Source organism: Mucilaginibacter sp. P4_G9 (genome assembly GCF_056400985.1).
The window spans coordinates 1-13,593 of sequence record NZ_JBFUKF010000130.1 but is presented as its reverse complement, the minus strand read 5'-3'; the positions used below and the strand labels follow the sequence as shown (position 1 = coordinate 13,593).

Annotated in this window: 13 protein-coding genes; 1 reads left to right on the top strand and 12 read right to left on the bottom strand. The window is 41.8% G+C overall.

Annotation, left to right across the window (positions count from 1 at the left end):
* The 11 genes from AC1DPZ_RS13025 to AC1DPZ_RS12975 all read right to left on the bottom strand — a co-directional run.
* On the bottom strand, positions 1 to 729 hold a 729-nt coding region (locus AC1DPZ_RS13025; RefSeq protein ID WP_477403962.1), incomplete at its 3' end, for an alkaline phosphatase family protein.
* Positions 730 to 737: 8 nt separating this feature from the next.
* Positions 738 to 1,943 carry a metabolite traffic protein EboE gene (eboE, locus tag AC1DPZ_RS13020; RefSeq protein WP_477403960.1) on the bottom strand — a complete coding sequence of 402 codons (1,206 nt, stop codon included), beginning with the start codon at positions 1,941 to 1,943 and terminating at the stop codon, positions 738 to 740.
* A 12-nt stretch (positions 1,944 to 1,955) separates the two neighbouring features.
* Positions 1,956 to 3,119, bottom strand: coding sequence for a 3-dehydroquinate synthase (locus AC1DPZ_RS13015; protein WP_477403958.1), 1,164 nt, complete (start codon positions 3,117 to 3,119; stop codon positions 1,956 to 1,958).
* A 31-nt stretch (positions 3,120 to 3,150) separates the two neighbouring features.
* A complete protein-coding gene (eboC, locus tag AC1DPZ_RS13010; protein WP_477403956.1) occupies positions 3,151 to 4,038 on the bottom strand; it encodes a UbiA-like protein EboC in 888 nt (295 codons plus the stop codon).
* A gap of 5 nt (positions 4,039 to 4,043) precedes the next feature.
* The gene (locus AC1DPZ_RS13005) at positions 4,044 to 5,027 is read right to left on the bottom strand and encodes a TatD family hydrolase (protein WP_477403954.1); all 984 of its coding nucleotides are present in this window, start codon (positions 5,025 to 5,027) and stop codon (positions 4,044 to 4,046) included.
* A gap of 56 nt (positions 5,028 to 5,083) precedes the next feature.
* Entirely contained in the window at positions 5,084 to 5,809 is a 726-nt protein-coding gene (locus tag AC1DPZ_RS13000; protein ID WP_477403952.1) for an EboA domain-containing protein, read from the bottom strand.
* A 3-nt stretch (positions 5,810 to 5,812) separates the two neighbouring features.
* Positions 5,813 to 6,175: a transmembrane 220 family protein gene (locus AC1DPZ_RS12995; protein WP_477403950.1), complete on the bottom strand. Its 363-nt coding sequence runs from the start codon at positions 6,173 to 6,175 to the stop codon at positions 5,813 to 5,815.
* Between the two features lie 491 nt (positions 6,176 to 6,666).
* Positions 6,667 to 7,569 carry an N-acetylmuramoyl-L-alanine amidase gene (locus tag AC1DPZ_RS12990; RefSeq protein WP_477403948.1) on the bottom strand — a complete coding sequence of 301 codons (903 nt, stop codon included), beginning with the start codon at positions 7,567 to 7,569 and terminating at the stop codon, positions 6,667 to 6,669.
* A 184-nt stretch (positions 7,570 to 7,753) separates the two neighbouring features.
* Positions 7,754 to 10,390, bottom strand: coding sequence for a phosphoenolpyruvate synthase (ppsA, locus tag AC1DPZ_RS12985; protein ID WP_477403946.1), 2,637 nt, complete (start codon positions 10,388 to 10,390; stop codon positions 7,754 to 7,756).
* Positions 10,391 to 10,631: 241 nt separating this feature from the next.
* Positions 10,632 to 11,090 carry a cupin domain-containing protein gene (locus AC1DPZ_RS12980; RefSeq protein ID WP_477403944.1) on the bottom strand — a complete coding sequence of 153 codons (459 nt, stop codon included), beginning with the start codon at positions 11,088 to 11,090 and terminating at the stop codon, positions 10,632 to 10,634.
* Positions 11,091 to 11,128: 38 nt separating this feature from the next.
* Entirely contained in the window at positions 11,129 to 12,106 is a 978-nt protein-coding gene (locus tag AC1DPZ_RS12975; protein WP_477403942.1) for a nitrilase-related carbon-nitrogen hydrolase, read from the bottom strand.
* Between the two features lie 296 nt (positions 12,107 to 12,402).
* On the opposite strand from AC1DPZ_RS12975, the gene AC1DPZ_RS12970 reads away from it, so the two are divergent.
* Complete coding sequence (locus AC1DPZ_RS12970) at positions 12,403 to 12,678, top strand: hypothetical protein (protein WP_477403940.1); 276 nt, start codon at positions 12,403 to 12,405, stop codon at positions 12,676 to 12,678.
* Between the two features lie 147 nt (positions 12,679 to 12,825).
* Here AC1DPZ_RS12970 and AC1DPZ_RS12965 read toward each other — a convergent pair whose 3' ends face one another.
* A complete protein-coding gene (locus AC1DPZ_RS12965) occupies positions 12,826 to 13,416 on the bottom strand; it encodes a TetR/AcrR family transcriptional regulator (RefSeq protein ID WP_477403938.1) in 591 nt (196 codons plus the stop codon).
* Positions 13,417 to 13,593: the final 177 nt, after the last annotated feature.

The following is a 13,593-nucleotide window of genomic DNA, read 5'->3' as shown; positions in this document are numbered from 1 at the left end:
GGCTATACCATATTCGGACAACAGGACGATACGTGCTTTCTTCTTTTCATAAAAAGTTACCAGTTCTTCAACAAGGGCATCTATTTCTCCAAGCTCTTTGGCTATTTTTGATTCATCGGGCCCAAACTTTTGCAGGCAATAATCCAAATGCGGAAGATAAATCAATGTAAGGGTAGGGTTGTGCAGGTCATCGGTATACATAGATGCATCTGCTATCCATTTRCTCGATTTGATATTTGCCCCAGGCCCCCAGAATTGAAACAGCGGAAACTGCCCAAGCTTTTCCTGGAGCACATCACGCAGTTCGGCAGGGTGCGAATAGCAATCAGGCATCTTCCTTCCGTCGGCTAAGTAATTGGGCCGGGGTGTTACCGAATAATCGGCGGTAGAATACATATTATACCACCAAAACATCATCGATGAGGTAAAAGAAGGGTCTTCCTTTTTTGCCTTATCCCATATCTTTTCTCCGCTTATCAGCTTGTTTGATTGTTTCCAGAATTTAATTTCGCTGTCAATACGGTCATACCAGCCGTTACCTACGATACCATTTTCAGACGGATATTTTCCTGTAAGATAGGCTGATTGCACGGCAGTGGTTACGGCCGGCAAAAGTGGCTCAATGGTACTTAGGTTTTTTTTGGCGATATATGCTTTTAAAAAAGGCGTATGTTCGCCAATCACAGCGGTAGATAATCCTACAATATCAATAACAACCGTTTTATTCATAATACCAATCAGTTTGTTAATTTGGATTTAACCCATTCCAGTTCTCTGATAATAGATTGAGTAAGGGGAATCTTCAAAGCATCCGGTAATACTCCCCATGTATAAGTTTCTACTTCAAGATGATTGGTAAAAGGGTTTTGCGCCTGGATGGCTAATACCTTTATTATATCGGCTTGTGTGGATTGAAGCAGGCCAAAATTCTCTAAAAATACGGGTACATGAAAATGCGCTCTCCATTCATGAGCATCATCCGTTGCTGTTAATGCATTAGGCAAATCAGGGTAGCGCAACAATTCCCCGTTGGTAAGCCTGGCAATAACCTGGTGCAGGTAGGTAGATTCATTAAATTTTTCAAACTCTGCCAGGATTGCCTTTTTATTGGCGCGCGATGCATCAAATGTTGCTTTAAGTGCAGCACTGATCTGTATCTTACCCACCTTTATTCCTTTTTGGGCTAATTCATCAATGATGAGTTCATGCGGTTCGTAACCTATGGCAAAATGGCAAACATCATAACATAAATTTATATGATCCCTGATGAGCTGTTGCGATTCGGCAGTTGGTATTTTATATTCCTTTTCAAAAAAACCAACACCTTGCGGCAGCAGGTCCCGCTCAAACCATTCGATAAACTCTTTCCCTGTTTCCAGGATCCCATCGGGCTCGGGTTCTATATCTAAATGTAATTTAACACCTGTTTTTTGTTTTATGATGTTCAGTTCTGCAGCTACCTGCAATATGTTTTTTGTGGCCGCTGATTTGGCTGCTTCAAGTGCAGCCTCGCTATCAAACCAATTGCGGTAACTCAACGGCGAAGTTGATATACCGCCTTCCATGCCGTCGGGCAGCAAAACAGCCAATATATGGAATAGCCTAATGGTATAAGCCACGCGGTCGCTGGTTGTCCAGTCGGGGGCGTGCACCTGGTCCTTTACTATAACATTATGAAACCCGCCATACGGGAAGCCATTCATTGTAAACACGTAAGCATCATGAAGTTGTAACCACTGTTTAAACTGCAGCAGATTATCGCCCTGGAGTAGCTCGATACTGGCAATATTAGATAGCCGCAGCCCAATACCCATTGGCGCATCTGGCGATAGTTGCTGCTTTATTTCGGGAAAGCTCAGTTTCAAAGCATTGAAATGATCGGCCCAGTTTTCGCCGGCGTGTATATTGGTGCAATAGGTTAAATGCCCTGCTGTAAGTTTCATAAATGTTGATGATTAGTGCAATTGAAGTTTATGCATCTGCGCTAATTTTTCGCCAGCCTGTTTTAGCAGGTTGGTATCAATTTCGTGCACTTCTTCGCCTTCTCCAATAGCGTTAAGCAGCATAATGGTTAATTGCCCGCCTAAATGTTCCCGAAATTCTTCCAGTCCGGCTAATATTGGGCTGTTGTCTTTATCTATTTGCAATAAAGGATGTGAAACTTCAAAGCCAAGGCTTTGCRAGGTTTGGATTATCCTGGTGCTTTGCTCAGATGGTAAACGGCCCGAAAGATCAGAATAAACGGTATCCAGTGCAATGCCCATGGCCACTGCTTCGCCGTGGCGTACTTCAAAATTGCTCAGGTACTCCAGCTTATGTGCACTCCAATGCCCAAAATCAAGCGGTCGAGATGATCCGCTTTCAAAGGGATCGTTGCCGGCAATATGCTCCATATGGAGTTGCGCGCACTTCCATACCAGGTAATTCATTGTTTCCATATCGCGTTTAACCAATGCTTCAGTATTTTTTTCAATCCAGTTGAAAAATTGCTCATCTTTTAATAAAGCAACCTTTACCGCTTCAGAAATTCCTGAACGCCATTCGCGATCGGTTAATGTTTTCAAGAAATCATCATCATTAAAAACTACAGCCGGAGGCATGAATGTTCCTAAAAAGTTTTTCTTGGAGAAGAAGTTAATTCCATTTTTTACCCCGATTCCAGAGTCATTCTGCGAGAGCACCGTGGTTGGTATGCGTATATGTTTGATGCCACGATGTGATACCGCCGCAGCATAACCCACCATGTCGAGCACCGAGCCGCCACCAATAGCGGCAATATAGGAATGCCTGTCAATGCCATAGGTATTAACAGCTTCAACAACGCTGTCAAAATAAGTTATGTCATTTTTTACTACCTCACCACCCGGTACAACCAAAATATCAGGAATAAGCCGCACATGGTTGCTAAAGGCAAAATATTCATGTATTTCTGCTATCAGCTTAGGGTGCGCGTCAAGAACGCCTTTATCGGCAACAAAAAGTATTTTACGTAATGAAGCCGGTGCGCCGGAACCTTGTAAAAAGTCGTTAAATAAGTTGTTGGTTTTATTAAAAAGGCCAGTGGTAAAATAAACCTGGTATTCAAACTTTACAGAAAAAGATTGAGATAAATGCTTCATATACAGAAAAAACGTTTTTTAATTAATGTAATTACGTGACGGCAAAAAATTTTGCCAGCCAGATTGATAATGGCAGTAAACAGGCTATCATTAATGCTGTATAAACAGTGCTGAATGTTACCGCCCATGCAGCATCCATCAGTATTAATGAAATAACGCCGGCTTTAACCGCCCCGCCAATATTTTTACCTATAGGGTTTTGAATTGCCTTAAACAATGGTTTAAAGATCATCCACAAAAATGGTATAAGGATAATAACAGATAGGAGCAATTTATTATTCAGGTAGGAAAAGTAAAGGATAAAAGCGGTTACTATACCATACAAAAGCGCGGCGATGTATAAATTTCGCTTGCTGCCGCCATGCACCTCTCCGCGACTGATCATGGTAATTGAAAAGATATAAACGATAGGCACAATTGCGAAAAAGTACCATTGCGTTAAAGCAGCTGTTACTATGCTGATGCCTAAAAGCAAATTTAAACCCCTGCATAACCCCATGTTAAGCGGACCAAAAAAGGGGTGATGCTTACTGATCTTGTTATATAACAAGGCAAAAAAGCTGATTCCTGCTGCTAATAATGCTGATACCAGGCTAACCATACCAGCAGCTATAATCCCTGCCAATAAAAGTGCGCTGCCAAATACAGCTGCCTGCACAAGACTGATGCGGCCGCTGGGGATAGCACGTTCCGGGCGTTCGACCTTATCCAGTTTGGCATCAAAAACGTCATTAAACACTATACCGCCACCATATAAGCATGCTGTGGAAAAACAAAGTGTAATAATGGCCTGTAAGTGATCTTTGAAAGCCACTTGTGAAAAAGCACCCGCTATGGCTGCGCCAGCCAATACATCCGCAACCGAGGTTACAACGTTGGCAGGTCGCATCATCCGTAAATAATCCAATATTTTTTTCAAAACCGTCAGCTGATAATAATAGAGGATTTATTGATGCGGGGCTGTTGGCCGCCCCGTAAAATACTGTTTCCTTCAAACCTGGCGCTTTGATCAATGGCCGCAACAAAGTCGGCTTCGTTGATTTGCCCGCTTTGAGCAAAAGCAGTTATGGCGTTTCGATAGGTAACCAATTCTATGTCGGCGTCGCTTATGCCATTGAGCTTCATTAATGCTGCAGTTTTTGGTACCGCCAGCGGATCGCTAATACCCCAGTCGGCCGCAGAGTTAACCATGATTCTTTCCGAACCATATTGCTTTGTGATTTCAACCATGCGCTGATTTCCCATCTTGGTAAACGGATAAATGGTAAAGGCTGTCCAAAAGCCCCTGTCCAGCACTTCTTTTACAGTTTCTTCGTTATTGTGGTCAACAATTACCATATACGGATCAAGCCCATGTTCAATGGCTATATCCATGCTGCGTTGGGTTCCCCGTTTTTTATCGCGGTGAGGTGTATGAATTTGTACAGGTAAAGCGGCTTCCTTTGCCAGGTCGAGTTGCAAACGGTAATATTTTTCTTCTGCTGCGGTTTGGTCGTCAAATCCTATTTCGCCAATTCCAACCACGCCGTCTTTATACATAAATAACGGCAGCATTTCCATAACCTGTTCGGCCAGGGCTTCATTATTTGCCTCTCTTGAGTTGAGCCCTATGGTGCAGTAATGCTTTATTCCAAATTGCGAGGAACGAAACCTTTCCCAGCCAACCAGGCTGCTGTAATAATCTTTAAAGCTATCTACTCCCGTACGCGGCTGCCCCAGCCAAAACGAAGGCTCAATAAGAGCAACTATTCCGGCGTCGGCCATGGCCTGGTAATCGTCGGTAGTGCGTGATGTCATATGAACATGCGGATCAAAGAATTTCATCCCCTTTATTAAATCCATATCAAATTTCTCTGCAGATTGTACCGATGGCACACTTCTTTCCTCTATATTATGGCTGCAACACATTTTCTTTAATTTTTATATGATCAATATCTTATAATTCTCGATTTTTCTTAATTTTTCTAAAATTTTCCTTGTTTTATATCGCTCAATCGCGCCTGGTCAACAAATTTTCCAACCAAATACCAAAGCATATCGTCTACTTTCCGCCCGGCTGAATGGCGTTCCATGGCATAGTCGGTTAATATGCGGGCAAGTTCTTCATTTGCCCTTTGGTCCAGGCCGTATATCCTGTTCACCTGTTTTTCTGTAAAAAAAGCCTTTAAAATCATTTGATTCCATGCCGGTTCTTCCAGGTTTTCTGCCGGATAGGGATTATCGTACATAATGGCTTCCAGTACGGTGCCTATATTACTTCGGATGCCTTCCGTGCAGCGTTTAACCCATAGTTGGGGGTACGGCAATACCGGAAGTGCAGAATATAAAGCAATTTGCTCATTCATTTCGGCAACCGAAAAAAGGTTTTCAATCACCTGGAAATACCGGTCCCGATCGGTATGATCATATTTAGTTAATAACCACACCCTACTAAGCCTGTCAGCGGTCCAGTAATCGATTGTAAAACCTGGTCTGATAGATGCTAATAATTCGTGTTGCTTCTGCGTTACAGTTATGATTGCTTTGCCTGTTTTACGCGGTATCATGACGAAAGCCGTATTAAATGCAACATTAGTCAATACATTCCTATCCTCATTGAGCCAGGCCCAGGAAGTCGGATCTATATTATCCTGGATTATATCCAYGATAATTTCGTTCAGTTCCTTTTTATTGTAGGTGGTTATAACCATTTGTTAAAGCGCAAAATAATTAATAAGCAATGCCCCGGCAATAATAAGTAAACCAAAAAACTCCCTTGTTTTTTCGATATAGGGCTTGGTTGCCTGCATGCTTTCAACCAAACTGGGTTTATTATATTTAGTTATCCAGTCGCGTACACCATCTTTTTGAAAAAAGAGAATTGCTGCATAAACAAGATAAAAGGCTGTAAGCAAAAGATAAATAACAGGGTAAAACTTACCAAAAGCAGCCATCCCGCAACATACAGCAGCACTTAAATATATAGGCACCCATAAGTACCAATCAACATCATTCAGATTTAACCAGGCAAAAACCAGGAACGAAAGCAGGAAAATTACATTTAAAATCAAAAGCATGTTAACTTAATTTATCAGGTCATTAATAGCAAAATAGGATTACTTATTATGAAGAGCCAAATTAAAGAATAAAATTATTCTTTGGTCCGATTTTACGCCGTTATATGATTTATGCTGACTATCTTCATAAAAAAGTTACTTATGATCCTTTTCAGCATCATACTTACCTTTTTTAGCAGTAGTTTATTTTAGGCATTAACAGGTACAAATAGGGTCAATAATATGGACAACATGAAACATCGTAGCCTGGGATGTTCAAACGTTCATTTGATTCAAGGATGCTGACGCGATCTGTTTCGGAAATATGAGTAAGATTTAAAGATACCAGGGATTCTCGGAGATGGGTAATCGCGGAATGGTGAACTGACGGATCGCTGGCGATGACTTAAAAAAAAGCGTTATAAAGATTTACAAGCCCACAAAGAACAAGAATGTAAAGCTAACCAGTATCTCGATGAGTAAGGCAAACCATAGGGGAGCCTACCAAATGCTTACTGACCAGCTTTTAAAGATAATAACGAGCTAAATATCCATCCTATGGTTTTAATGCTTCTTAATTTGCCATCCACATTTTGCAATACTTCGGCCTGGCTGTTTACCAGGTATACTTTACTCCATTGCCCGTTTGTTTCTATCAAGCCAACTTCATAACCTTTTGTTAATTTTTTTAGTACGGGGGCATTGGTAGAAAATGAGTTTCTAAAATTAGTGCCTTCTGTATTTATCGTATAAATTTTACCAGTGTTGTTAGTRCTGCCATATACATTTGCTTTAAATGTATCCCAGGGAAATGCCGGTCCGGGATCTGGCTTACGTGCGGGAGAGATATCGTCATGACCAACGGCTGCTATTAAATGATACGTATCAAATAATACCTTACAAAGCTTGTATAGCGCCTCTAGCTGAGCATCAGGGAAGATGCGCCAGTAATGGTTGTTTTTACCTGTCCAAAACTTATGCTTATGATCAATCTTCATAAACTTATCGCCATCGGTAGCCGGGTAAATTTTTACACCATCATCTGTAGCGCGTTTAAAAGTATTATCTGCCAGCTTTTCCACAAAACCAGGGTTTACAATTTCTATCCCTATGGCATGATAATTAAAACTATCTACCCCATCCCAGGTACTGGTACCGGCATGATTTGCCCTGTGATTAAAAGGTATCAGCTGTGTAATTGTGCCATCGGTATTTAATACAATATGGGCCGCAATTTTATCGGGGTTCGACCGGGTATCCATAAACCAGTCTATTGCTGACTGTGCAGTATCTGTGGCGGTATAATGAATTACCAAATAATCTGGATCTATAGGATCTCTGACATTCCCGGATTTAGAAATTTTTATTTTTTCGCCGTCCGAGTCGGCTTCTAACCAGTGATTTGTAATTTTCATATGGATGTAGATAAGGTTTAAACAATGGGTTGTCTTTGGTTTATTAAAGGTAAATAGAATTAATAAAAGATTGTAATCTTAAATTGTTTTTAGATCTTTTTTATAATTATGGGGCTACAGTATTCCGTGTAGCATAATGGAATATTAAATGAATTTGATCGTCACTAATAAAAAGCGCCTCAATTTATAGTATTTCTACATATCCGTCCGTTCCATTTACGCGGATTCTCTGTCCGTCTTTGATCAGCCGTGTAGCATTCTCCACTCCAACAACTGCCGGTAAACCATATTCACGAGCGATAACTGCCCCATGGGTCATCAGTCCGCCAACTTCGGTGACCAGGCCTTTTATGGATAAAAACAAYGGTGTCCAACTGGGGTCAGTAAATGAGGTGACTAATATATCCCCATCTTCCAGATCAGCTTCTTCCATGTTTAAGATAACACGTGCCCGTCCCTCTATCATTCCGGAAGAAACAGGTAAACCTACAATAGCTCCGGCCGGGAGATTTTCTCGTTTGTACTTACCTGTAATAATTTCGCCATCAGATGTAATAACACGCGGCGGAGTTAGTTTTTCATAGATTTTGTATTCATCTTTCCGTTTGTTGATGATGGAGTAATCCAGTTTGTGAGTGTGTACCACTTCGCGAAGCTCCTCAAATGTGAGATAGTATATATCCTCTTTTTCATGAATAACGTTGGCTTGTACCAGTTGTTCGGCTTCTTTCAGCAAAGCCTGCTTATAAATGAAGTAACGATTAACGATGCTGTATTTTGGATATTCACGATAACCACTATAATTCCGGACAAGGTTGATCATTCGTTGTGTTTCGCTGGCTTTTTGTTCACCATCTGGTAGTGACGCCAATCGATCTAATAACTCCTGTTCTTTTTTCAAAGCTTCCTTTCGTCCTTGCTCAAATTTCCGGTTGCCGACACCAGGCGCAAAGGTTTTGATATTACTAAGAATTGTTGGCACAAGTGTAATGGGGTTTTCGCTCCAGCGGGTTTTAGTAATATCGATTTCCCCGGCACATCGCATTCCGTATTTGTTGAGATAAGCCTCGATAACGCCACGTGCTTCCTGTCCACCATTCAGCTTAACCAGTTCATCCAAAACGTTATCGTTTTTTACATGTTGTAAATATTCAACTACCTCTGGGTAAGGACGAATTACATCTGCCACATCCAATAGTTCCCGACCCATTTCCGATGTAATATTGTTTGGTACAGATTGAGAAAGTATGTCTGCTGCATTTTTCTCACCTAACCATTCGTTCATTTTTTCATTGATCCATGATGCAGCATTCATACCAGTCATGATTACACTAAAGCTTTGTGATTCAGCTGAACGTTGCTTTAATTGCTGGAGATCTTCCAGGATAAAGTCAAATAGATCCAGGCCAGATTTCGTTTGGATGGTTTGTTTTAATTCTTCTATCCACGTTTGACTTTGCTTGATCAAATCAGTAACGATGGCAGGATCATATTCATTTAGTGCTTTATAATCTGCAAGGGATGGACTTTTATTGCTTTTGCCGGAATTATCGTCAGGTAATAATTTTATAAAATCTCCCCGCTCTATAATAATCGTAAAGGCGTCTTTTATGAGTGGATCGGATTTCCCCAGTACATTCAATATAGTTTCTCTGCCGGCAGGCGTAGCCAGCATAGGCGTGATATCAACAAACAACCTTCCTCCAGCCGTACGCATGAGTGCGCGGGTCGTTAAGAGGAAAAAAGACAACCCTAATGGTTTCATGGCATCGGTCATCATCTGCTGATGTCCGACAGATACATACACGTGATTTTCCTGATCATCCGCTTCAGGGACCGGGTATAAAGTAGTGATTGGCCTGCTCTGCACAATATAAAATGTATCGCTGGCCAAGCACCATTCGATATCCTGGGGGCTGCCGAAATGTTCTTCAATCTTTCTACCTATGTGCTCAAGCCGTAAAATCTGCTCATCCGTCAATGCTTGCTTATTCTGCTGTTCAGGCTCAATCTCCTGTTCTTTAGTACCGCCATCTTTTAATGCATAAATGGCCAGTTTTTTGGTGGATATCTTTTTATCAATAATATTGCCGTTACGCACTTTGTAGAGATCAGCATTCACCAGGCCGGAAACCATGGCCTCGCCAAGCCCGAAGCTGGCATCAATGGATAACACTTTTCTGTTAGAAGTAACGGGATCGGCAGTAAACAAAATTCCAGCCACCTGCGGGAAGACCATCTTTTGAACAACTACCGAAAGGTGAATTTTATAATGGTCGAAGCCATTTTGAAGGCGATAAATTACTGCCCTCTCGGTAAATAGTGACGCCCAGCATTTGCTGATATGCTTTAGAATGGCCTCCGTTCCGATAACGTTCAAATACGTATCCTGTTGGCCTGCAAAGGATGCCGTCGGCRGGTCTTCCGCCGTAGCACTGGACCGCACGGCAAAGGCATCTTTTTCACCAAACCTGGTTAGATAAGCCGCAATCTCTTCAGCTATATCCTCAGAAATTGGTGCGTTTTCAATGATCATACGGATTTTTGCGCTGATTTCGCTGATATTTCCCCTTTCTTCAGCTTTAAAACGCGTTAATTCATCCAGCAAGCTGTTAAGTTCCTGATTATTTTGGGTTATTTTTTTATACGCTTCGGTGGTTACGCAAAAACCCTTCGGCACCCGTATCCCTTTGATCCCCGACAGTTCGCCGAGATTAGCGCCTTTGCCTCCCACAGCTATAAATTTTGATCTTTCGATTTGCTGAAACCCAAGTATAAATGTGTTCATGTTTTTATCTTCTTTTTTGTTTTCCGGTATCATACTGATGTTTTTTTGATGTGCGCAAAGCCAAAAATATAAGGTATCAGGTATCAAAACGCCGTTTCCTAACTATATTTTTTTGCGCGCAATAATGATGGAAACGGGGCGTTATCCATACAAACAAAGGGTAGTTCATGAACCCGTTTTTAGTGCCGGTCGGAGACCGGTTTTTTTGGGGGTATAGGTGAAGCAATGGCAGATTTGCGCGGGTAGGGGAGCTAATCTCCGTAAATAAATTGTGCTATTTTTTCAGGACAAGGAGAGGTTTACCTTTTTCTACAATATAAGTTGCGAGTTCTGCAGCATTAATATTTCCTGCATTCCTGGCCGAGTGGTACTTCCCGGCCGGTACGAAAAGGACATCTCCGGCCTTTAGCGTTACCGGGTGATCGCCCTCAATCTCATATTCCAGTATCCCTTCCAGCACATAGATAATCTCTTCGCCGGGGTGAGCGTGCATTCCGAATGCAGTGCAAGGTTTAAAGTCAACACGCACTTGAATTGCTTCATGTCCGGCAACACTGATATCATGTCGCTGAAGATCTGTGCGTATGATTCCCGATTGTTGTGCTATCGCCTTCGCGGGAATAAAGAATACTGCTATACTAAAAATAGTTAGCAGGCTTAATAGGAGTCTTTGAGAAGGTTTCATTTCTTTAATTTTAGTTATTATAACATGTTTATCATTAAGCGTTTTCATTTTTTGACGGGTTTGTTGTATGATATGAATTGTTGATTTTAGACTGTAGGCTGGCCATATGTTTTGCGTCCATGAACCTGAGTGGCCGGGGTGCGGTCGATAAACAAACTAACTAATTCGGGACGGCTGTAGTGGCCGTTTGCATCCATCAATCGTTTGCGCGCATCTATTTGAGCAAGATCGATATCGGCAATTACTTCACCTTCACCCGATGTTATTGGTTCACCAATTATTTGTCCATCGGGGGCTATAATCGCAGTGAAACAGCCGCCTGAAATTGGGCCAATAGGGCCGCCTGTATCCTTTGCGATCTGCGCCTGTTGGTCGACATCAAGCCAACCTGTCGCGCAAACTACAAAACAGGCTGATTCCAGGGCGTGCTGGCGTACATTAATTTCTGTCTGCTCGCTGTGCAAATGACCCAAAAAAGATCCCGGATACATTGCAGAATGGATCTGCTCGCCATCGGCTATCATGGCGTACCGAAACAACGGATTGTAGTGCTCCCAACAAGCCAATTGACCGATACGACCGACTGCACTGTCAACAGCGCGTAATCCGGATGCATCGCCCTGCCCCCAAACCATGCGCTCATGGTAGGTAGGCGTAAGTTTGCGTCTGCGCTGGATCAAGGTGCCGTCTGCATCGAATAAAAGTTGCGTATTATATATTGAGCCACCGTCACGCTCATTGACGCCAATCGATACGACCATGTTGGCCATTTTAGCAGCCTGCCCGATAGACTCTGTGTCAGCAGAAGGAACTACGATCGCTTCATCCATCAGGAGTTGGTGTTGTTTCCCCATCATGTAGGGAGCCTGGATGAAAGAGAAATACGGGTAATAAGGAATAATGGTCTCTGGAAAGGTTGCAAATTGCACACCTTTTTCTCCCAGCTCATTAATTTTATTGATGATCTTTTCAACTGTATCCTGACGACTATATAGGACCGGGCTGATTTGTACAGCTGCAACTTTTACAACTCTACTTCCTTTTGCTTTATTAACATTTTCCATTTTTTTTAATTTTTATGACGACGAATTATTCTATTTACATTTAAATTATAGCCAATCGGTCGTTTCTATTCCAATTTGGTACTTCCGATGTCTGCTTATTCAATTCAAAAGTATCGCGGCGGTTGGTTGGGATCAATCAAAAAGTTGCTTAACCGGACAGACCGGTAGGTGAGTCAGGTATTTTACCGATTGAGATGGACAGTGTTTTTTATCTGTTTTTGGATTCCAGCCCTGTACGCTTCTCTGCTCACCAACTAAAGGAATAGAATCCGCTGCAACGCTTCCAGTAGAATCAGTTGCTCAGTAAAATATTCAGAATAGTTGATGCCAATGCTTACCAGGAAAGCGACAAATATGCCGCGTACCCCAAGCCCTTCGGTAATGCAGGCACTGATCAAACAAAGGAGCGCCTGCGTTACCATCGGTTGCCCGTTCGGTCAGTTCATGCGTTGCACAGTGAATGTTGGAGTTTTGGTGCTCGTAAAATAGCTGATGACAATGCTATTTTAGAAATCATTACCGAGGCTTTGGAGATGGTGAATTTTGAGGTTTACCCGATAGTGGATTTTTGATGAAGGTTTTTTGGACCTGATCGATCGGGAAATAATATACCCCTGCGAAGTTTCTGCAACGTTCCGTCTTTGGTCAATATATCCAACTGTCAGCCAATTGATTTAGACCATTCGGCTAAAGTTTACCTGGCCTCTTTTCAGGTGCTTCTATATCAGGCCTTTATGTATTATCTGCGCCAGCCAGGTTATTTTGCTTTCAAATTGCGGAAACCTTCCAAAAAGAATGATTTCCTGATCAAAGCTCTTGAAAACCGTTTGTAAGGTCTCTGCTAAAAACTGGCTGTCTTCCTCGTTTAGTTCCGCTATTTCCTTGTTTTCCATAGCCCACCTGATCATGAGCTTCACGGCTAAAATCTCTTCTTCAGACATAATACGTGACTGCATAATCAGCAGCGATGGATCCTGCCTCATGTCTTCTATAATCAGGCTGTATTTTAAAACCAACTCGCGCAGGCGTTTGACTTTCAACTCGTTAAATGATTCAATATTGGCTGAAAAAGAACGGCGCTTACTTATCGTAGCTTTACTTTCCTCAAGGCATTGGGAAAACATTTTGTGACACAACGCATCAAGCACCTCTGTTTTATTCTTAAAATAATGATAAAGTGTACTTCGGCCTTTTTTGCATTCATTTGATATATCCTGCATAGATACCCTTACAAAGCCGTAACGCTCAAATACCACACCGGCTGCCGCGATGATCTCTTCTCTTACGCTATCGTTCTGATCTGCTTTCATAATTCGACAAAAATACAAATTTTGTTGGTGACTTTTTTTATCGTCTACAGATTGCCAGATTATGCAGAATTGATAATATGACACAATTATTAAAAAATCAAAGAAACAAATAATGTATAATTGTCGAAAATATTTGAACGCCTTATTTAATTAGATATATTTTCGCAATGATGGCAA

Coding starts and splice junctions, on each gene's coding strand:
- AC1DPZ_RS12975 (WP_477403942.1), bottom strand. CDS start 12,106: ATGGAAAATGTTAATAAAGCAAAAGGAAGTAGAGTTGTAAAAGTTGCA.
- AC1DPZ_RS13005 (WP_477403954.1), bottom strand. CDS start 5,027: ATGTGTTGCAGCCATAATATAGAGGAAAGAAGTGTGCCATCGGTACAA.
- AC1DPZ_RS12965 (WP_477403938.1), bottom strand. CDS start 13,416: ATGAAAGCAGATCAGAACGATAGCGTAAGAGAAGAGATCATCGCGGCA.
- AC1DPZ_RS12995 (WP_477403950.1), bottom strand. CDS start 6,175: ATGCTTTTGATTTTAAATGTAATTTTCCTGCTTTCGTTCCTGGTTTTT.
- AC1DPZ_RS12980 (WP_477403944.1), bottom strand. CDS start 11,090: ATGAAAACGCTTAATGATAAACATGTTATAATAACTAAAATTAAAGAA.
- eboE (WP_477403960.1), bottom strand. CDS start 1,943: ATGAAACTTACAGCAGGGCATTTAACCTATTGCACCAATATACACGCC.